General features: G+C 42.0%; 17 protein-coding genes. 12 read left to right on the top strand and 5 right to left on the bottom strand.

All coding sequences use genetic code 11. The annotated features are described in order from the left end of the window. Positions 1–57: 57 nt before the first annotated feature. Entirely contained in the window at positions 58–642 is a 585-nt protein-coding gene (locus HMPREF9439_RS07950; RefSeq protein WP_040603525.1) for a LysE family transporter, read from the bottom strand. A 101-nt stretch (positions 643–743) separates the two neighbouring features. Between HMPREF9439_RS07950 and HMPREF9439_RS07945 the strand changes: the two genes are divergently transcribed. Further along, positions 744–980, top strand: coding sequence for a hypothetical protein (locus HMPREF9439_RS07945; RefSeq protein WP_240141200.1), 237 nt, complete (start codon positions 744–746; stop codon positions 978–980). 216 nt (positions 981–1,196) lie between these two features. Here the strand turns inward: HMPREF9439_RS07945 and HMPREF9439_RS13660 are convergent, their stop codons facing one another. Further along, positions 1,197–1,565, bottom strand: a complete 369-nt coding sequence (locus tag HMPREF9439_RS13660) for a cytochrome c3 family protein (RefSeq protein WP_155165408.1) — start codon at positions 1,563–1,565, stop codon at positions 1,197–1,199. A 39-nt stretch (positions 1,566–1,604) separates the two neighbouring features. Further along, positions 1,605–3,176, bottom strand: a complete 1,572-nt coding sequence (locus tag HMPREF9439_RS07940) for an FAD-dependent oxidoreductase (protein WP_040603524.1) — start codon at positions 3,174–3,176, stop codon at positions 1,605–1,607. Positions 3,177–3,378: 202 nt separating this feature from the next. Between HMPREF9439_RS07940 and HMPREF9439_RS07935 the strand changes: the two genes are divergently transcribed. After that, positions 3,379–4,281, top strand: a complete 903-nt coding sequence (locus tag HMPREF9439_RS07935) for a LysR family transcriptional regulator (RefSeq protein WP_008864466.1) — start codon at positions 3,379–3,381, stop codon at positions 4,279–4,281. 251 nt (positions 4,282–4,532) lie between these two features. Beyond that, positions 4,533–5,369, top strand: a complete 837-nt coding sequence (locus HMPREF9439_RS07930) for an HAD family hydrolase (RefSeq protein ID WP_008864465.1) — start codon at positions 4,533–4,535, stop codon at positions 5,367–5,369. Positions 5,370–5,468: 99 nt separating this feature from the next. On the opposite strand, the gene HMPREF9439_RS07925 is transcribed toward HMPREF9439_RS07930, so the two are convergent. Then, positions 5,469–5,873 (bottom strand): (deoxy)nucleoside triphosphate pyrophosphohydrolase, encoded by a 405-nt coding sequence (locus tag HMPREF9439_RS07925; RefSeq protein WP_008864464.1) that lies wholly within the window; start codon positions 5,871–5,873, stop codon positions 5,469–5,471. Positions 5,874–6,149: 276 nt separating this feature from the next. On the opposite strand from HMPREF9439_RS07925, the gene HMPREF9439_RS07920 reads away from it, so the two are divergent. From HMPREF9439_RS07920 to HMPREF9439_RS07880, 9 genes are all read left to right on the top strand, one after another. Beyond that, entirely contained in the window at positions 6,150–6,962 is an 813-nt protein-coding gene (locus HMPREF9439_RS07920) for an HNH endonuclease (protein WP_008864463.1), read from the top strand. Between the two features lie 2 nt (positions 6,963–6,964). After that, complete coding sequence (locus tag HMPREF9439_RS07915; RefSeq protein ID WP_008864462.1) at positions 6,965–8,623, top strand: restriction endonuclease; 1,659 nt, start codon at positions 6,965–6,967, stop codon at positions 8,621–8,623. A 6-nt stretch (positions 8,624–8,629) separates the two neighbouring features. Beyond that, positions 8,630–9,829 (top strand): hypothetical protein, encoded by a 1,200-nt coding sequence (locus HMPREF9439_RS07910; RefSeq protein ID WP_008864461.1) that lies wholly within the window; start codon positions 8,630–8,632, stop codon positions 9,827–9,829. 122 nt (positions 9,830–9,951) lie between these two features. Continuing rightward, entirely contained in the window at positions 9,952–11,361 is a 1,410-nt protein-coding gene (locus HMPREF9439_RS07905; protein WP_008864460.1) for an ATP-binding protein, read from the top strand. Next, positions 11,358–14,192, top strand: a complete 2,835-nt coding sequence (locus tag HMPREF9439_RS07900; protein WP_008864459.1) for a Z1 domain-containing protein — start codon at positions 11,358–11,360, stop codon at positions 14,190–14,192. The genes HMPREF9439_RS07905 and HMPREF9439_RS07900 overlap by 4 nt, the downstream gene beginning before the upstream one ends. A gap of 12 nt (positions 14,193–14,204) precedes the next feature. Then, entirely contained in the window at positions 14,205–15,203 is a 999-nt protein-coding gene (locus HMPREF9439_RS07895; RefSeq protein WP_008864458.1) for a PD-(D/E)XK motif protein, read from the top strand. Next, on the top strand, positions 15,190–17,022 hold the full coding sequence (locus HMPREF9439_RS07890; protein WP_008864457.1) for an AIPR family protein: 1,833 nt from the start codon (positions 15,190–15,192) through the stop codon (positions 17,020–17,022). The genes HMPREF9439_RS07895 and HMPREF9439_RS07890 overlap by 14 nt, the downstream gene beginning before the upstream one ends. 5 nt (positions 17,023–17,027) lie before the next feature. Then, positions 17,028–17,507, top strand: a complete 480-nt coding sequence (locus HMPREF9439_RS07885; protein WP_008864456.1) for a very short patch repair endonuclease — start codon at positions 17,028–17,030, stop codon at positions 17,505–17,507. A 1-nt stretch (position 17,508) separates the two neighbouring features. Further along, positions 17,509–18,687: a DNA cytosine methyltransferase gene (locus tag HMPREF9439_RS07880; RefSeq protein ID WP_008864455.1), complete on the top strand. Its 1,179-nt coding sequence runs from the start codon at positions 17,509–17,511 to the stop codon at positions 18,685–18,687. Between the two features lie 46 nt (positions 18,688–18,733). Here the strand turns inward: HMPREF9439_RS07880 and HMPREF9439_RS12930 are convergent, their stop codons facing one another. Further along, a complete protein-coding gene (locus HMPREF9439_RS12930; RefSeq protein WP_008864454.1) occupies positions 18,734–19,609 on the bottom strand; it encodes an HNH endonuclease in 876 nt (291 codons plus the stop codon). Between the last annotated feature and the right edge of the window lie 239 nt (positions 19,610–19,848).

Here is a 19,848-nt window from a genome sequence, read left to right as displayed (position 1 = left end):
GGGTCATATAGAAAGGACGAATTAAACAAATGAGGGAGCTTGCCTGAATGAAGTTGATTAGAACCAAAAACCGGCGGCGCAGAAAACCAACGAAATAGCCAAAATTGTGTTTATCAGCTTTGTGTGATTGGCAAATAATCTCGAAGCGACAGATCCAAATCCAGACCAAACCAAATTACAGCTTGTTCCGGCGATCGCGATGAAGATCGCAAACGCTGCAAGCGCTTCTGTACTTTGATAGTACGGAAGAACAAACATTTGGATGGAGACGATGGCCGACACCATTACTTTTACGTTTACAAACTGCAGTAACAAACCAGAGAGATACGCTTGTCCTTTTTTCGGCTCAACGGCTTTTGTGTCATATGTACTTCTCAAAATCTTTACGGCAAGCCAGATGAGATAAAGCGTTCCCAGCACCAACATGGGTAAACGGATTTCAGGAATCCATTCGTTTAACTTTGCGCAAAAGAAGGCGCACAGAAGGGTAATGATGCAAAACCCGGTGAGGACACCGGCATTGAAATAAAGCGTTTTTTTGAATCCGACCTTGAGCCCCAAAGACATAGACATGATGTTGTTGGGTCCAGGTGTGATGGACGTTACGAATGTATAAAGCAAAAAGGATGGCAAGGAAAACATGGTTGAGGTCTGTATTTTTGTGTGCCCACTTATGCTCAAAATTATACTGAGACAATTTATCGAACTCCTATACTCGGAACATTTTTGATATGGGAGGAACCATGAGCGACAGATTAAGTTATGCAGAAAAAGAAGAACTTCCGACATCTGTATACGGATTGCCCGAAAGACGCGAATACCCGATGCCTGATGCGGCACACGTCAGAGCAGCTGAAGCTTATTTCAGATATTGCCCTGAAGAATTGAAACCCGAATTGGCTCGTGCAATTTTGAAGAGAGCAAAGGAATTCGGTGTTGATGTCGAGAGCCCGACCGTCCTTCAGTATGCTGAGGAATGATCGTTAATTTAGATCAGAGAGAAGGATTTTTTTGTGGCTGTCATTGAGCAACACCTTATAGTTATCAATTAAAACTTCGGCGCTGAGAAGTCGACCCAGCGCCGAGTTATTCTATTAAGTTTTCCCTTTTCAAGCTGGAAAAATAAAAAAAGCAAGCGGCGATCTCCAAACATGCAGTGTTGACTGCGATGCGGTTGGCATTCATCTCCAGGAGGCCTACTTATCGTGACAAGATGAACATTTTTTTAGTTCATAGTTATGATGGCATGAATAGCAAGTCTCAAGGGATGCCTGATCATCTTTATATCCTTTAGGAGGGGGCGTTGTATGCACTTGATGGCAGTTTGTACATTCCGTCACCTCGCCGTTCGGATCATTGTGGGGCAGGAATACATGCGGGTTTACCGGGCCTGTATCACTTTCAACCTGGATGTTTTTATTCACTAACTCGCTAAATGTTAGACCATGACAAGCCAAACATTGCTCCTTGGTTATTTGTTGTTGTGCGTTTTGCGCAGAAACCGGCCCTGCAAATGTTAGTCCGAGGATAAGACTCAAAAAAAAGAGGAGTGGACGTTTTTTCATGGGTATTCAGGCGGGGAAACCCCGCCTTTTCTCATTGGATTAGTTATTAGTCAAATGCTCTGCAGCAATTTGTCCGACGATCATAGAACCAGTGACACCTCCACCGATACCACCGGCGCTTTCGCCCGCAGCGTAAAGTCCGGGGATAGGTTGTAAGTCAATATCAATGACCTGACCGTCGCCATTTATTGCCAATCCGGCGGAAATGTTATGGACTGCTAGTACACACCTGACCGCATGGAACGGAGCTTTCTCGATCTTCTTTGTCATTGTTGCAGCCGGTCTGCCAAAATCGCTGTCAGCCTTCGTATCGACAAAATTGTTATAACGCTCCACGGTCTGAGCAAGGTTAGGCTGATTGGTTAATTTTCCGAGTTCATCTAAGGTGTTTGCATCAAAAGCTAAACCTTCTTCACAAACCGGTGGTTTGGTACTCCAGCGATATTTCTTTGCCGTTGCGTCGTCAAAAATCGTCCAAATAAGCTGATCCGGCTGAGCCAAGGCTAAGTCATAGAAGTTATATCCCGTGCCCAGATCCCATTTGTCAACTTCCTGAACAAAGCGATCACCGTTTTTATTGGTGAAAATAATTTGATTCCATCGGTTTCCTGCAACATCTAATCCAGGCGCACCATAGGGCGAATTAAGAGGGAAGTTATAGTGGATCGTTCCAAACTTTCGACGGAAATTACTATGTGGGCGATTGCCGTCTCGAACCATAAAGCCACCTGCCTTCACGCCGACTTTGATCGCACTGCCATCCTGGAAGACGAAAGGCTCTCCGGTTGCAATCATGTTTTTTGTCATTCTGGCATCAAAGAGCATGCGCATCGGCACGTTTCCTCTGAAGCCGCCGCCAGCGAGAACCACACCCTTTGTTGCCAGGACTTTTAAGATTTTTCCATTCGGACTGAGTACTTCAACACCGATAACACGGCCGTTAGCATCTTTAATAACAGAAGTTACTTTATGTTCAAGATATATTCTTCCGCCTTTGCTCTCAAAATATTCCTTCAGCGGAAGCATCAAGCCGGCACAGGTCACGTATCCGTCTTTGTTCGGGGGAATCATGTTTCTTCCTTCTCCTCCGTCCTTCCACCACACATGGTGCCACATACCTGGATGCTGTGAATCAACTCCTGCTGTTGTAAGGCCGGGGCGGAATTTAACTCCATGGTTAATGGCCCAGTCTTCAAATGCGGCAGTATGTTCGACTTTCTTAGCCAGGAGTTCCTGGTTTCCCATGCGTTCCGCTCTGCTTAAATCTTCATTAGGATTTGTCAGTCTCTTGTAGTATTGTTCAACAGAATCCTGAATTCCCGCAGCTTTTTGGGAACGTGTTCCGCCTTCAAGCTTCAAGATTCCGGCGCTGATGACCCCGCAGCCGCCGTAATTTTTTCCCTTTTCAAAAATTAATACTTTTGCATTGTTGTCAATAGCGGTCACTGCTGCACCCATTCCAGCGGGGCCGGAACCAGCAACTACGATCTCAGTGCTAAGGTCCCAGGCAGAGGGCAGAGTAGTATTAGCGAAGACTGCTTCTGCAACACCACCTAGGCCCGCGACTGCCGTCAATGATGAAGTTTTTAAGAATGATCGACGTGTTGTCATATGTTTTTCTCCTTAGAGGCATTGGCTCGTTTCTGATCTGAGCACGGGCTCTATTCTTAGCGTTTGTTCTTTTTTCATCTATAGGATGAGTTCGGTCGGGACTTGCATTAATTGCAAGTAAACGGTGTTAAATTTTTGTTAGAGTTTTCGCCCCAAAACGACGAATATCGCTACAAATTTCTTGCCAAAAGAAAACTTCATAATGAACAAACTCGACAACTTAAACAGCTGGAAAATTTTTCTTTCTCTGGCGAATACAAGAAATTTCCAGGTTACCGCTGATTATTTTGAAAGTGATCTTTCTACGATCACACGGAACCTAGACACATTAGAAAAAGCGTTAGGTCAGAAGTTAGTCTTTAGAAAAACGAGACCCTTAGAACTTACCGAGTTTGGAAAAAAAGCCCAGCAGCTGATGAGTCCGCATCTCAGGAAACATCAGCAAATTATTTCGGAGCTGGTATCAGTTAACTATTTATTTGAGGGTGAGATTAGGGTTTCTGTCGCTCAAGGTCTTTCACTTTATATGATTAAGTTGATTACAGAGTTTAGAAAGTACCACCCTAAGGTCGTTTTTAAATTGGCAGGCCACGGTTCCATAGCTGATATCGAAAATAATCTCGCAGATATTGCCTGTGTAACGGGAAAAATATCTTCACCCGAGATCTTTTTAATCCCGAGAGGTAAGGTGACATATGCTTCAATAGCAGCGCCGTCTTATATTAAGAGAAATCCTGTATCTAATGATCCTGCACAGTTAAAAGAGCATACGATTTATCAGTATGACGGTGAAAATCGAACCAGTCCCAGTGCATTAATAAGGGGTGAAGAACGTTTTCTGATCTCAGGCGAAAATGTATTGTTGTCCGCTGATATTTTGACCATAAAGAAGGCCGTTTTAGATGGTGCGGGTCTCTGTCTTGATATGCCGCTCCCTTTATGCAAAGCGGAACTAAAGAAAGGGGAGTTAGTTAAAATTTTGCCTGATTGGCATGTTGGAGAACAACCTACATTTATCGCCATTCATCAAAATTTGCTGACCTCGAGAAAACACAGAACATTTGCATATTGGCTTAGGGATAAATTAGTGGAAATTGACTGTTGAATTTTTGGTCCCGCCGGAAGTTTATATCTGACGAAACATTTACCGTGCGTGGACTCCTTTCAGTGAAATTGTGGGGACAGAAAATCATTTTGGTAAATAAAGAAAGCATACGGCAAATGTCAGCAGGTGCTTCAGAGGATAGGAGCATCACTTGTTATTGGTAATATCGTTCATCGCGGGTATGATTGAGCGAAGCGATTCTAGCTTTCGCTTTATAGTTTCCAGAGCTTTTCTCCCAAAGACCAAGTGTTATGAGTACGCGTTTGAACAAACCTGTTGTCGCTTTTATGTATGACTTTGACGGAACTTTGTCGCCTGGAAATATGCAGGAGTATGGCTTCCTGGATAAGTTAGGCGAGAGTAGTACGGAATTCTGGAGAAAATCCAATGAAGAGGCGAGGAAGTTCGAGATGGATCCGATTTCCGCTTACATGCACTTGATGATCAAGGAAACGGAAAGCAGGGCCCTCAACATTAGTAAGGAAAACCTCATCAAGCTCGGGCAAACTGTGGAGTTGTTTCCCGGCGTTGAAACTTGGTTCAAGCGAATTAATGAATACGCTCACACCAAAGGCTTAAAAGTCGAGCACTTTATTATCTCTTCGGGTCTGAAGGAAATCATCGAAGGAACACCGATCGCTAAAGAGTTCAGAAAAATTTTTGCATCGGCCTTCATTTTTGATGCTTATGGAAAGCCGATTTGGCCAGCGCAGATAGTGAATTTCACGACTAAGACGCAATATATTTTCCGTATCAACAAGGATTCATTAGATTTAGCGGACGTCAAGAAAGTAAATCAATACATTCCGCAAGATGAACGGCGCGTACCTTTCAGAAGGATGGTGTACTTCGGAGACGGTGATACGGATGTACCCTGCATGAAGCTCGTTAAGGCAGAGGGCGGATTTTCTATTGCTGTTTATCCGGCGCGAAAGAAAGAGAAGGCCGGTCAGCTTCTCGCAGACAATCGTTGTTCTTACATTGCACCGACGGATTACTCTCCTGATACGAAAGTAGAAAAACTGGCCTTCGGCATCATTGACTTGATCGCCGCCCAGGAAAACCTCAATAAATTGGCTGAAAAGTAATTCCTGCCGAACAAAGATAAGGCTTTCACGTTAGCCTTGTCCGTCGGGCACTGAATGTGACTTTGCCAACGGACGTTGGCATAAGTCCGTACTAACTCTTTAGAGTTCGTTTTTTTCTTTTAGATAGATTTTGAGCTTTTCGACAACTTCCACGTCAGCCGGAAGCCAAGCAATGGAATCCAACTCATCCGGTTTTAACCATTTTGCGTCTTCGTGCTCAATCAGCTCGATGGTTCCTTTAGTAATGACCGAGATAAAGCAGTGCATCGTCAAGTGGAAGTTCGGATAGTCGTATTCAACAGTATGAAGAAGCTTTTCGGGTCGAATTTCTACATTGAGCTCTTCCTCGATTTCGCGAACAATTGCATGTTCGGCTGTTTCTCCGGCTTCCATCTTTCCGCCCGGGAACTCCCATCCGTCTTTAAAGTCACCATATCCTCGCTGTGTAGCGAGGATCTTTCCATCGTGATGAATAATGGCAGCAACAACTTCAATAGTTTTCATAACTTTCTCATGACTTTGCCTTGGACAGAGGTGATCGCTTAGCGAGACTAGACAGAGCGACAGTTTAATCTCTCTCAAAAGAAGACATCCATTTTAATGAGTGGATATCCCACTCGATTTCCTACTCATAGATGGTTGGAGAAAATTTTAAAAATAATGCATTTGAAGCATCGCGCTCAAGAAACTCAGCGCAGGGAGGACAGCTTTACCACTTCGTAATACACTATTGAAAATATAACTAAATGTAAAACCAATCGCGAAGTCTCGAGGTTATTTATGAGCAGGAATTCAAATTGGAATGAGAGGGAGCTCACACTTGCGCTGGCTCTTTATTATCGTGTTCCTGCCACAAAAATATCCGGAACTAATCCAATGCTGAAAGATGCAAGCGCCTACATTGGAAGGAGTTCTTCTGCCATAGCATTTAAGCTTGCAAATTTTAGGGCCATCGACAGGAACGCAGGAGAAGGGCCTAGAGGCTTTTCTCACGGAAGTCGAACCGACACCGAGGTTATGGAGCGATTCCTAGACCCTGATTCGGGAAGTGTGGATTTGGAAAAACTATCGGATGCCGTTCAATCAATTTTTGGTGCCGTTTGTTCTCCTGTTGATAAAAGTCATGCCTTAGAAGTCATACTTGGTGTAGATATCCTTCCGGAAATCAGAAAGACTGAGGCTGTTTCAATAGTGAAGCGACGAGTCGGACAAGGATATTTTCGCAACGCCGTGCTAGCAAATTGTGGAAATACTTGTCTTATTTCTCACTGCAGGACACCTGAGTTATTGGAAGCGGCACATATTGTTTCTTGGTCAGCCGGTGAAGCTGACAGACTTACGATAGGGAACGGTATTGCCTTAAATCCTTTCTTCCATGAGGCTTATGACAAGAACTTTATGGGAATTTCTCCTGACGGGACAGTTGAGTTTGCAGAAAGTTTAAAGCAACGGTCAACAGAATTTTGGGATAATTTTTTGGAGCCGTTGGAAGGGATAAAGATAGATTTAGATACAAGGACTCCGATAAACAAAGAATTTTTGTCTCTTCATTATCAGGAATTTCGAGCCGGAAAATTTGATGTTGGTTTTTAACTATGGAATCTAAAAAATTTAGAACAATGTGGATGTTTCCTAGAAATATTCGAAGAATCGAACCTTGGAAACTAACACAGATTTCAAGTGCGCTGGAAGTATGCATTGGCGATGTTCAGTCTCAGGATGTTCAGGATGAACTCTATAAACAGCTGAGTGAATTAGGCGTCAAAAGAAAAGAAAACGAAGACGGATCTACAAATCAAGGCGGCTTTCGAACTTACCTTGCTCAGCTTGCCTGCCTCGGTCTTTTTTGGAGAAAAGATAAAAAATTTTATCCAACAAAGGCGGGTAAGTCAGTAATCGCCGGAAAAAATCCGCTAAAAGTCCTTCGCTGTCAACTTCTCAGAATGCAGTATCCATCCGTTTATGGCTTAGGAAATAATGTACGAATTTCTCCGACTTTAAAAATTAAACCTTTTCAGTTTCTACTTAGATTACTGAACGAAGAGCGGCTCGGATACAAACTTTCCTGCAAAGACATTACTGTGCCCGTGGTCTTTGGACATACAGATTCAGATTTTGAATTGTGCGTATCAAAAATTATTGAACTTAGGTCTAACGACAATGACCTTTCTTCTGTCATTACCGATCCTGACCTTGTAAGAACTCCAAAAAGGGATCATTCTGACTTGCTAGATGGAGATAAACGCGATCTTGAGCTTGGCATAGTGGATGCGTTTGAAATTGCGAATACGGCAGTTAACTATCTTCGTGCAGCTCTATTAATAAAACCTAATGAGGACGAAGATAAAACTTTTTCTCTAATCGAGGATTCTAAGCTTCGGAAAGAGATTCAGCCTTATCTAAATGAACAAAAAATTTATCCTCTTGTTTCCGGCGACGAGAGCAGGTGGCAGCAGTTTTACGGCAGGTACGACAGCAAACGAGGAGTTCAGAACGTAGGCGAATCGGAAAAACTCGATGGTCTGGCTGTAATGGCGAGGAATCTGTTCATATCGGCGATGGAGAAAGATCCCTACGGCGTAGACATCCAGAATTTTGTAAAAGGCTTAGCCGGGAATTTAGGAAAACCTGAGCAAGACATCTACTCTCGGATTGAATCAATAATTCCTCGTCAAAGGACGCTCGAACGTGATGTTCTCATAAGAGCCTCCCTGTCTGGAGGAAAAGAAGCTCTTACGCTTGAAAAAGGCGTTACCAATATCCTCAAAAATTTGGGATTTAAACAGTCCCGCCACATTGGTCAGTTGAAGTCAAAGAAAAAACGTGATGGAGGCTTCCCAGATATTTACATCTACGAGGATGGGATGACGGTTTGCGGCTTAGGCGATACTAAGGCAACCTCTTCCTATAGCTTTGGTTTAACCGATAAGAACAAGCTTCAAACTTACTACAAGGATTGTTCAGAAGAGATAGACAACGTTCATCCTTGTGGTTTCTTTCTTTACGTTGCCGGTGGTTTTAGCCGCGGTACGGAGTCAGTTTTATCTTCACTGAAAGACTGCACCGAAAAATTTGGACGGCCGGTTTCGGCTGTGACGGTCAATGCATTGCTTGATTTGAATGAAAGAAGAGAAGACGGATTTTTGAAAATTGGCGATAGGGAGCTTGCCCACGAATTAAGCAAAGTATTTGAAACAGGAGATTATTTTGTTTCATGCAGCCAGATAGAAAATGAGTTGGATCTGAGGGGCTAGTTTATTGTGTTAACAGAAAACAAATTCCCATCTGTAGATCTCAATGCCTGGATCGCAAATGCAGATTTTGATGAAATCATCCCATTCATTCATAGAAACAAAGAGTTATTTCAAGTTCGAGAAGAGAACGAATCTTTTCTTCTGACATTAGCTCAATTTGTTGAGCATTCTCGGCACAAGGATATTCTCGAACCTTGGTTTCAGCAGATTTTATTTCCAGAAATTTACAATATTAGTTTTCAAGTTGCACAAAGGCTCGTACTGAAAGAGGACACTGAGAGACTTAAGAAGTTGTTCAGTGATCCAAGAGTTTTCAGTCTCCGAGCGTCTTTTTTGAATTTTAAAGTGCAGGACTTGTTTTTATGGGCTCTTGAAAAGAAAAAATTAAAATCCATTGAGTTAATGCTGCGTTATGGGGTATATGTCCCGCTGTCCAGGGCAGATCTTGAATCTCTGTGTTTTGACGTTAAGCCAATCGTCAAAAAGTATTATCAAAAACGTGAGGTTTTTGGTGGAACACTCCCTGCTGTTATTCAGGGTGCGGTAGGGATCGGTAACATTTCTTCTATAGATTACTTCATTAAAGAGAACCCAGATTGGAATGAATTCACTGGGTCGTTAGGGTATAACCTCGTAGATCTTTCCTTATTCGCAGAAAGAGAGGAAATGGCAAGTTTCCTTAGGTCTAGGGGCGGGATTGAAACAAATAAATACCTCCAAGAGCTAAGCGGCGGAAACGACAAAAATGGAGGCGAAGAGCCAACAGGCGAGCTGCCTGAAACAAAAAGACAAGGAAAAAGCGTTCCGGCTGGAAAGAATAAATCGCCAGAACCGGAAATAATACCAGTGCTTCCACCGATACCAGAATCACCTTTCGGTGAAACAGGCAATGGAAATCCTGAAAAAGGAAAGAAAAACACCGGAGATGAAATAGGCCCTACTGAAGTACCTGTTGTCCAAGGAACCCCCAAAATACCGCCTTCGCCATTTGGTACGGAGGGTGTGAAGGTTCCTTTTGGTGAAGGGGAAGAGCCAAAAGGGGAGGCTGGATCCCCGGGGCCGGAAGTTATTTCCTGTCCCCCTCCATTGCCCGCGTCCCCTTTTGGTACTGAAGGGATACTTACGCCGATTGAAGGAGAAAAAAATCATTTGAATCAGCTATTTCAGATATGCCAATTACTCAGGAAGCAAAAGAACTATTTTTAGCCTGGAGAAGTCATGAAGAATCAGAAGAAGACCTGGAAAGAAGATTTGGTCATCTTCTGGTCGAAAGAGGAAAGCTTCTTTATGAAATCATGGCTGAATATTTCAGTCGTACGGAGCGGTAAATGGAAGATAAAACCTTTGAGACTCCGCCTAGTCCCTCGAATCTCATAACGTCCCTCTGTTCGATTGGCTATGATCTCAACAGCGCGGTGGCTGACATTCTCGATAACAGCATTGCGGCGGGAGCTAAAAATATTTACGTGGATTTTGCGCTTCATGAGTCAAAAGAAGTCTTTCTCAAAATTGAAGACGATGGATGCGGAATGAAGCGGCTTGAACTATTGAGGGCAATGAGATTTGGTTCTTTTGATCCTCGGCAAACAAGAAAAATATCTGATTTGGGGCAATTTGGTCTAGGCTTGAAAACGGCTTCTTTATCTCAAAGTGATCGCTTGGTTGTAAGGTCTAAAAGTGATCAGGAAGCTTCCTGTTTTGAATGGAATCTGGATTTAGTGAGAAAAAAAGACAGATGGGAATTAATTGAACATTCAAATTGTCTCCCCGAAATGAGGTTTCGATCAGAAGAACAAAGTTTAAAAAGCGGAACCTTAGTTTATTGGCCTGAAGTAAAAGCTTTGAGGGGGAAAGATAAGGAATCCTTCAATGCCTCCTTTATGTCCCTTAGAAGGCACCTTCGTTTAATCTTTCATAGATTCCTAGAAGACGGCGATACGAACATTTGGTTTCAGGGGCAAAGGCTAGAGTCCTTAAACCCATTTAATCCCGACAGCATGGCTCTAATCAGACGGAGCCCAAAAATTGCGTGGCCGCCAATGCCTGAGCAGCCGAAAGTTACCGCAGAAACTTTTCTTCTTTCTCCAGAAATGCTGAAGGTAGATTCAAGTCTTACCGAGGAAGAAATTTATAACATGCAGGGGGTTTACATATATCGTTCCAAGCGGCTTATCAGTTACGGGGGTTGGCTAGGCTTAAAGAACATGCCGAAATCTAAGGAAACATCTCTGATTCGAACGAAAATTGATTTTACTGGTGAAGTTGATGGCGGCTGGAGACTGGATATCCGTAAGAAGAACGCCATACCTCCAATAGAAGTAAAGAAATGGATTGAACCTTATCTCCGTGCGGCAAGGGAAGAGGCAGAGGAACTTTATGACATATCGAGAAGTGTGAGCGGTAAAACTTCTGGAATTTGGCTTAAACAAAGGGGAAAAGCTGAAAGTCTAGATTTTTCTCAGCCGTTTCTGATCATTTTTATGGAGCTTTGTTCGAAGGGAGTTTCTAAGGAGGTAACGGAAGGTTTCTTAGACTTAATTGCCAGATGTTCGCCTTCCAATTTAAAAAGAGCGAGGAAAGAACTTTCTGAAAATGAATTGCTTGCGCTTCATTCTGCGGTTGGAGAAATCAAAAAAGAAGAAAGGTTTCAGGAAGAGGCGGTCAATATTCTTAAATTACCTCCATTTAACTTATACCCCTACGAAGTCAAACAAATACTCAAGGAAATAGAAAAATGACAGGGATTTCTTCGGAACGACTAATTTCTATGCTTTTGGGCAGCGTAGAGCGCGATTGCGAGATAGAGTTACAGAGCTTAAAGGGACAGGGCCATTCAGTTTCCATTGTAGAAATAATTGAAATGGTTACGAAAAAATTAGATGAACTTTCCGACACCCATTTGCTAAAAGGCTTGATGAATGAAGACTTGGTGCGTAAATATATAAAAGAACAAAAGCAAGCCATCATTGCAGGTTTGGGTAACTATGCAATCGTACCCAAAGCTGATGTTATAGTTCCGAAACGCTGTACTAATTGGCTTAGTAAACAAAGAATCTCAGAAAGATATTACTGGCCGCTGTATCGTGAGTTGCTTCAACAGTGGGGTAATTTGAGTATTGTTGAGAAACTTGACGACGAAAGTGAAAGAATTTTGGAAGTTCTTCACGATCCAAAAGATGAAGAGGATTGGGACATCCGCGGCCTTGTCCTGGGTTCAATCCAGAGTGGAAAAACAGCTAATTATTGTGCCTTAGCGTGTAAGGCAGCAGATGCAGGTTACAAAATTATTGTGGTCCTGTCCGGCATTCATAATGACCTTAGACAACAAACACAAATACGGTTAGATCAAGCTTTTACAGGATTTCATAATCGGACATTAGAAGGCGGCAAATTTGATTCCGACCCTGTCGGTGTGGGCACTCTACCGGATTACTCGGATGAAAGAAAACCGAAATCAGCGACTACCTTAGATGATGATTTTAAGGGGACGCCCATAACGGCAGAAGAGCTTCCTTGGCTCTTTGTCGTAAAGAAAAATACGACGGTTTTAGGTAAGTTGGAAAAATGGCTGACGGATCACTCTGATAGACCAATTCTTGTAATCGATGACGAGGCGGACTTAGCTTCTATTAACACGAGTGCTGTTGACGAAGCTACAGCAACTAATCGATTTATTCGCAAGATCCTAAAACTTTTTAGGCGTTCGGCTTTCATAGGATATACAGCGACTCCCTTCGCTAATGTATTCATTGATTCAAAAGCGGACAACGACGAGTATTCCAAAGACCTATACCCTAAAGATTTTATTGTCCGCTTAGCTTCTCCCGCCAATTATGTTGGACCAAAAGAACTCTTTGGAACTGAAAATGAAGAAGGTTTAGGGCTGTACGAGATTTTTGAACCTTCCGAAGCAAAGCAATTCACAAAAGATAAAAAATTCATTTCAAAGACGCTAAAAAAAGCGATTCTGCAATTTATTCTTTCTACTGCTATTAAGTGGAGACGATTTAAAACAAGAGGCGATTACCTTTCAGGCTCCCAAAAGGAACGTTTCGAATCCTCAATGCTTTTCCATGTTTCTCATTTAATTGCAGATCATAAAGACCAAAGGCAAAAAGTTAGTGCGGTACTAGAAGAAATTTCAGCGGATTTGAACGGTTCGATCTTTGGTAATGACTCCCTTGACACTCTTGCACAGCTTTTCGAACTGCAGAAAAATGAAATCACTCCAAGAGTTAAAGAAAAGAGGCACGATGTTGATACAGTAGGTGACTGGAGCTTGCCTGATTCTCTAGACGAAATCATTGAAGATATTCGAAAAGTTGCCGCTAATATCGAGATTCGAGTGGTAAACGGGGAAAGCAGCAAAGGAAAAGAAGAAAATCTTGACCCCGAAGAAACTTTTTCAGAGGTTCCTAAAGCAGTTCTCTTCATAGGCGGGAATAAACTTTCTCGCGGACTAACACTTCCTGGATTGTGTGTGAGCGTCTTTCTCCGCGGTTCCATTATGTATGACACGCTGATGCAGATGGGCAGGTGGTTCGGTTATCGAGACGGCTATCTTGACTTATGCCGATTGTATGCTCCTTTGGAAGTAATTGATCGTTATATCAGCATCACAGACGCCATTTTAGATTTTACGGCGCAGATTGATGAGATGAACTCCCATGATCTCACCCCGGAGACCTTCGGCCTGAAAGTTCGAGCACACCCTGGGTTAAGAATAACAGCAAGAAACAAAATGCTCAGCGCCAGAGTTGTTACCAAGGGGCCAATTAAGCCGGTGTCTTACAAAAGTTCTTTTGATTTGAACTACGACGTTTTTCAAAACAACTGGATTGCCGCCAAAACCCTTCTTTCCAACATAGAAGAATTTGGGGAACGAGCCTATTCTTCTGCAGAGGAAGCCAATATTTTGCCTTCCCCCGTTCCATACGACGAAAACAAAAGACCCGAGGGAAGGTTGTGGAGGAATGTCCCCACATCCATCATCATAGAATTCCTGGATCATTTTCATGCGACAAAGGTAACGGAGGGGGAAGATACGGACCAAGATCAAAAGATGCTGATTGAATATTTAAAGCAGAAGGATGAGAAAGAGAAGATTAATTATTGGACAGTTTGGGTTCCAGGAGATCCCAAATCTTTGGCTACTAAAACTGAGAAAGAGGCTGGGTCCAAATTTGTAGACCGAAGCAAATCTGCCAAGTACTCGTCAGACGATATTGAGGCAAAACAACTGCGCTTTTCAATTTTAAAGACGGGTTTGAGTGAGTACGTTGGTGTTCCCCCGGCGCTTTATCAAGCCGCCGCAGCATCCTCTCAAAAGGAGAACCTTGTCTTTCGCAGAATGAGAAAGTTAGCAAGCGACACTAAGTACGGTGTAAACCAAGAAGGTTTCTTTCAGCTCTACTTGATAACCACTAAAACCATAAGAGAGAGAAAAGACCTCCAAACTTCCGATGGGCATATTCCTTTGGTCTCTTATTTTATGTGGATGCCGGAGGATGAGGAAGCTTCAAATATCATTGCTTTTGGCAACAGTACTATTTCTGAATCAGAAGGCTAGGAGGATGTTTTAATGACAGATCAGATTTATAACGCCTCCTTGATCGAGGCTTTATGGGAAAAAATCGTTCTGGACGGTTACGTCCTTATGGAAGGAGGGCGGCATCCAACCAAATTAATAAGGCTCAAAGATGACATTGTAGGATTGGCTTTTCAATTCCCTAAAAACGTCCGTTTGGGAGAGATCTCCTCTCTGGGTTTTTCCGTGGAACTTAAAGATGAAGGGGATAGCAAAGAGTTAACAATTTTAAAAAATCCAGGTTCAGACCAGAGCATCTTTTCCTCATTGGCAGCAAATTTATTGGGGCTTTCTTTTGATACGAAAGAAGAAAATGCCGGGAATAGATTCAAGTCATTAATTTCCCGAATCAAAGCTTGGCAGAAATTTATGGCTATACGCGGCAGGAAGCTAGATCAGAAGGCCCAAATGGGAATATTTGGAGAATTAACAGTTCTGGAATTTTTATTATCTAATGGGCAAAGGTCTACTGGCTTTACTGATTTTTGGACAGGTCCCTTAAGAGATAGCCACGATTTTAAACTCAGTGATAGCGAGTACTTAGAAGTAAAAACATCTCTGAAAGACAATCCTTTTGAAATAACGGTCGATTCATTGCTGCAGTTTGACCATGGTCCGGAAGAACATCTTTTTCTTGCCGCTGTTCTTTGCAGTAATCAAGAAGATGGTGTCAACATTTCCGATCTTGGCGATAGGATTAAGTCTCGTCTCTCTAACAAGCTTGACGTTATAGAGTTTGAATCTTTATTAATGTCGGCTGGATTGGGACAAATCGAAAAGAAGGAGGAACTTTATAAGTTTGTCTGTAAAGGTATGTCCTTTTACGATGTTTCTAAGCTTCCAAGGATTACTCCCTCATCTATTCATGGAATCCTTAGCGCGAAATACAAAATTACGCTGACCACTGAGAACGGCGAATTTTGGACGCCTCCTTTGTCAAAGGAAGAATATTTACTTTTGTTAAGAGAAAGAGAACTAAATGGCATCAACTGAACAAGTAGAACAATCTTTAAAAGATCTCAATGAGGCCGTTTCCTGTGGAATGGACAATGCCGAGCCAGAAAGAGCCTTCGAGTCAATATGCTTTGCCGATGTGGTTTTAAATAAACTTATTAGCAACAGTGTTATCCAGGTACCCTCCGAGGATGAGCTGAATTACTTCAACGAAATTGATCGATTTGAAGCCGTGTTTCCAGGGTCAGATAAAAGGATGAGAATGGACGGCTGTCTGATTCTTCCAAATGGTCATGGAGAGTTGGATCTCCACATTTTTGTGACCGACTACGAGAGAAGGGTGAAAGTAGAAAAGATTACGAAGGAGGAAGTAAAAAAACTTTCCTCAGAGGCTTACTACTTCATTTATAACGCGGGAGAAGAAAGTTTTAAGAATCAGCTGTCGCGCGAGAGAAGTGCATATGAAGTATGCAACCAAATTATCAAAAATAAAGCTCAGATTTCCTCAGTTTTTATATGGATTCTAAGTAATCGCTTCGCTAATGAAGAATATAGTCAGAGAGCTAACATTACGTTGTGGGGACAGCCTGTAGAGCTGGTCCAACGTGTGGTGGATTTGAGTTATCTTGCAGATTCTGACGCCGAAAGAGCTCACAGTTTTCTCGACTTTTCGCCTGTGGGAGGCATAGACGTTCTTAAATTAAACCTTGGAGATAATAGCCAATTTGACTGCTATCTAGCCTCAATCCCAGCAAATTATCTAGTTCAAATTTATTCCGCGTACGGAACCAGATTAATAGAAAAAAATGTACGCGCCTATCTTGGAAATAAAAAAGCCAATAAAGGAATTGAATCCACAATCAAAGAAGCGCCTGAGACTTTCGTTGCCCTTAACAATGGATTAGTGATGGTTGCGGAAGATGTGGAAACTAGCTTAGGAAAATTAAAGAAGCTAAAAAATTTTCAGATTGTGAATGGAGGCCAAACGACAGCTACTCTTTACTACACCTTTAAAGCAGCCGAAAGAATGAAGAAAAAGGAAGAGGGAAAGAGGATTAAAGATAATTTCGCAAAGATTCAAGTTCCATTAAAAATTGTGAGAATAAAGAAAACGAATCTAGAGTCCAACGGATTTGATTTTGCGGCTCAAATACCCATCGCAGCTAACACACAAAATGCAATTAAGGCCTCAGATCTATCTGCTTCAGTTAAGTATTACCAGGAGTTTGAAAAAATATCCCGAGAACTTACAACCTCAAATGGGGATCATTGGTTCTTTGAAAGAGCCCGTGGATCTTACAAGGCAGAAGAAGCAAAGTTTATTGGCCAGCGGAAGGGAATGAACCTCTTTAGGGCTACATATCCTAAAGAAAAGATGTTTGATAAAACTGATCTTGCCGTTTCGGCTTTGTGCTGGGACTTAAAACCCAAGTCGGCTTGTAAAGGAGCTCAGTTAGCTTTCTTGGAGTTTAATGAGGGAGTAAAAGAACGGATTCCAGATGTTAAGGAGGTTAAAGAATTAATTTGCAAATGGATGGTATTTTCAACTTTAGAACGAAGACTAAAGGAGGACAATTTTAAAAATCCTCGTACGATAGTTAATTACTCAATCTATTTATTTTCTAAAAAATATAGGAATCGGATAGATTGGTCAGAAATATGGAGCCTCCAAGAAGTACCAGAGGAGATCCTATACCCCTTGACAGAGCTGGCTAAAAAGTTAGATCAAATTATTAGAAGGAACATGGGCAACCAAATGATTAATATGTTTGCCAGAAAAGATCAGTGCTTAGAACTCGTTGATAGAGCAGAAATCAGTTTAGATCATCCTTTTGAAACTTCTCGTTATATTCGATAGTAATTATGGACAATAAATCTTCTGAGGCCAGGAGCCTAAACATGTCAAAGATTAGGTCAAAGAATACTGGCCCAGAAGTATTTATACGCTCTGCGCTCTTTAGGCTTGGCTATCGCTACAGAATCAATCGAAAAGACCTACCCGGTAAACCTGACATTGTTCTCCCAAAAAAGAAAGCGGTAATTTTTGTTCAAGGATGCTTTTGGCACCAACACGACGGTTGTTCCCGAGCTGTTTTACCCAAATCAAGAGAAGATTATTGGCACATAAAACTTTCAAAGAACAAAGTCCGCGACTATGAGAACAAAGAAAGACTTCTAAAGGCTGGATGGAGGGTCCTTTGGGTGTGGGAGTGTTCGATGAAAACGAAAGAGGCTAGGGAAAAACTTCCACTAAAGATTGCTGCTTGGTTAGAAGGTTCGGATCAATTTGGAGAAATACCTGAATTGAATTATAGTTCTACGGACCAACGTCAAGAAGCTTAAGATGTCGAGGAAAGAATTCAATTTTCAGGGGGATTTGTTCTCCGAAGAGCCTTTAGATAGGCCTCTTCCCCAATACCAAGGCCCAAGAGAATTAACAGTTGGAGAGATGTTCTCCGGACCGGGCGGTATTGGTTTAGCTCTTAATCAAACGAAAAGAGGAAAGCTTTCTTTCAAGCATTTGTGGGCTACAGACTACGATTCAGATACATGTGAGACGTATCGAAAGAATATCTTCACAGGTATTCATAAAGAGGCCCTCAGCATCTGCAAAGATATTAGAGAAGTCGATATAGCTAAGGAACTTCCCCAGGCAGACGGCTTTCTTTATGGCTTCCCTTGCAATGATTTTTCGAATGTCGGTGAGAGTAAAGGCTTGGATGGTCATTTTGGGCCGCTGTTTTCATACGGTGTTGAGTATATAAATATCAATAATCCGCTTTTCTTTTTTGCCGAAAATGTTTCTGGGCTCCGGTCTGCTAATGAAGGAAACGCATTCAAGACCATTCTAAAAGCATTAAACAACGCAGGAAAGTTTGGCTATAACGTCACGGCTCATCTCTATAAATTTGAGCAATACGGGATTCCTCAAGCCAGACATAGATTTATTCTCATTGGTATTAGAGGGGACCTTGTCTCGCCAAAGAATGGAGAAAAACTTTTCTTCAGGGTGCCCAAAGCTCCTGGAATAGTGACTTCTGTCAAAGAAGCTTTGAAAGACATCCCTGACTGGGCCTCTAATCAGGAAAAAACTAACCAAAGCAAGGTCGTGATGGAGCGTCTTAAATTTATAAGACCCGGAGAAAACGTTTGGCAAGCAGAAGACAGAATGCCCGAACACTTGCGGCTTAAGGTGAAAGGTGCTCGTCTCTCTCAGATTTACAGAAGGTTAGATCCTGATAAACCTGCTTACACGGTCACGGGGTCGGGCGGCGGCGGGACTCATACTTATCACTGGGAAGAACCCAGAGCATTAACTAATCGGGAGAGGGCAAGAATTCAAACCTTTCCTGATGATTTTGAATTTATCGGTTCGAAAGAATCTGTAAGAAAACAAATTGGTATGGCTGTCCCTCCGAAGGGAGCGTCAATCATTCTTAATGCGTTGCTCAAGACTTTTGCCGGGACCAATTATGTGAGTGAAGAAGCCTCGATAGGGACTTTTGAAGCTAAATCTCTTTAAATTTCAGGCTGTTTCGACAGCCTGAAATTATCGCTTAACTCAGAAATTATTTGTTGATCGTTAACTTAAGCAAATCAATGGCTCCGGCATATTCCTCTGGCTCAAGACTTGAATAAAGTCTATGGATCATTCTGTGGCAATTTGAGCAGAGGGGACGAAGATTATTTACATCATTTTCCCTTTCCTTTTCAGAAACAGGAATCATATGATGCACTTCTATGAAATTTTTGCCGAGCTGCCCATAAATTTTCTCAAAATCAAATCCGCAGACAGCGCATTTATACCCAAATTTGTTCAATACAGCAGCTCTTAATTTAGGACTTCTTTCGTAGCGGTAGGTGAAAAAAGTCCTAGGTTTGCCTTCGGGCACTTTGGCTTCGGTATGGAAGTCATCTAGAGGAGACTTAGTTATGTTCGCCCCATGGAGTTCTTTATTTTCCATGGTTTTTGGTTGGGACTTCTTATTGAGATTGCTAGCGGTGAACAGTGAATTGTTTTTCTCTTTGGAATTTACTTTTCCAGTCCGATACAAGCTCATGACTTGAAGAACAAGGTTTTTCAAATGCTCCGGAGAGACAAAATCGCTTCGCACTCCTTCATTAGCGCCTCCGTTGATAAGATCCTTCGGAAAAGCAGTCCAGTTTGAATTCTTTGACTTAAATTCACCGGATTGAGAAGGCCGATGCATGAACCCCTCTAAATGATTTCTTTCGAAGTCAAGCTCAGGGTTAAAACAAACAATACCGCAGATAAGAGGCTCTTCTTTTGTTCTCTTATTGTGCAAATAAATGGTTGGCAAATTGTCGCCTGAAAACTCAATTTGCTTATCAGTAATTTTTGATTGGTGAAAACCAAGATTTGAAAGCATTGATAATACTTTCTCAGTTTCTTGTGGTGCCAATGGTCGGATTGCCTTTGCCATTTTTTACTCCTTGGTAGAACTGGTAAACCATAAGATCTTTTATTCATAGTTTAGTACTAGCCGGTTTGAGGCCCTTTAAACTATTGCCAACGTTTCAAAGTCATAGCTAACAACTTGAATTAAAAGAATTATTCGGTTATTTTCAAACTTTTAAGCAGGAACTGTGGAAAGTTGGAAGAAGTAAAAAGAGATACAATCAAAAATTTCAATTAAAGGTTTCTCAATTATTTGTACTATAT

It is taken from the genome of Parasutterella excrementihominis YIT 11859, from assembly GCF_000205025.1.
GTDB classification, from domain to species: Bacteria; Pseudomonadota; Gammaproteobacteria; order Burkholderiales; family Burkholderiaceae_F; genus Parasutterella; species Parasutterella excrementihominis.
The sequence above is the reverse complement of the archived record's forward strand: the minus strand, read 5'-3'. Positions and strand labels throughout refer to the sequence as shown.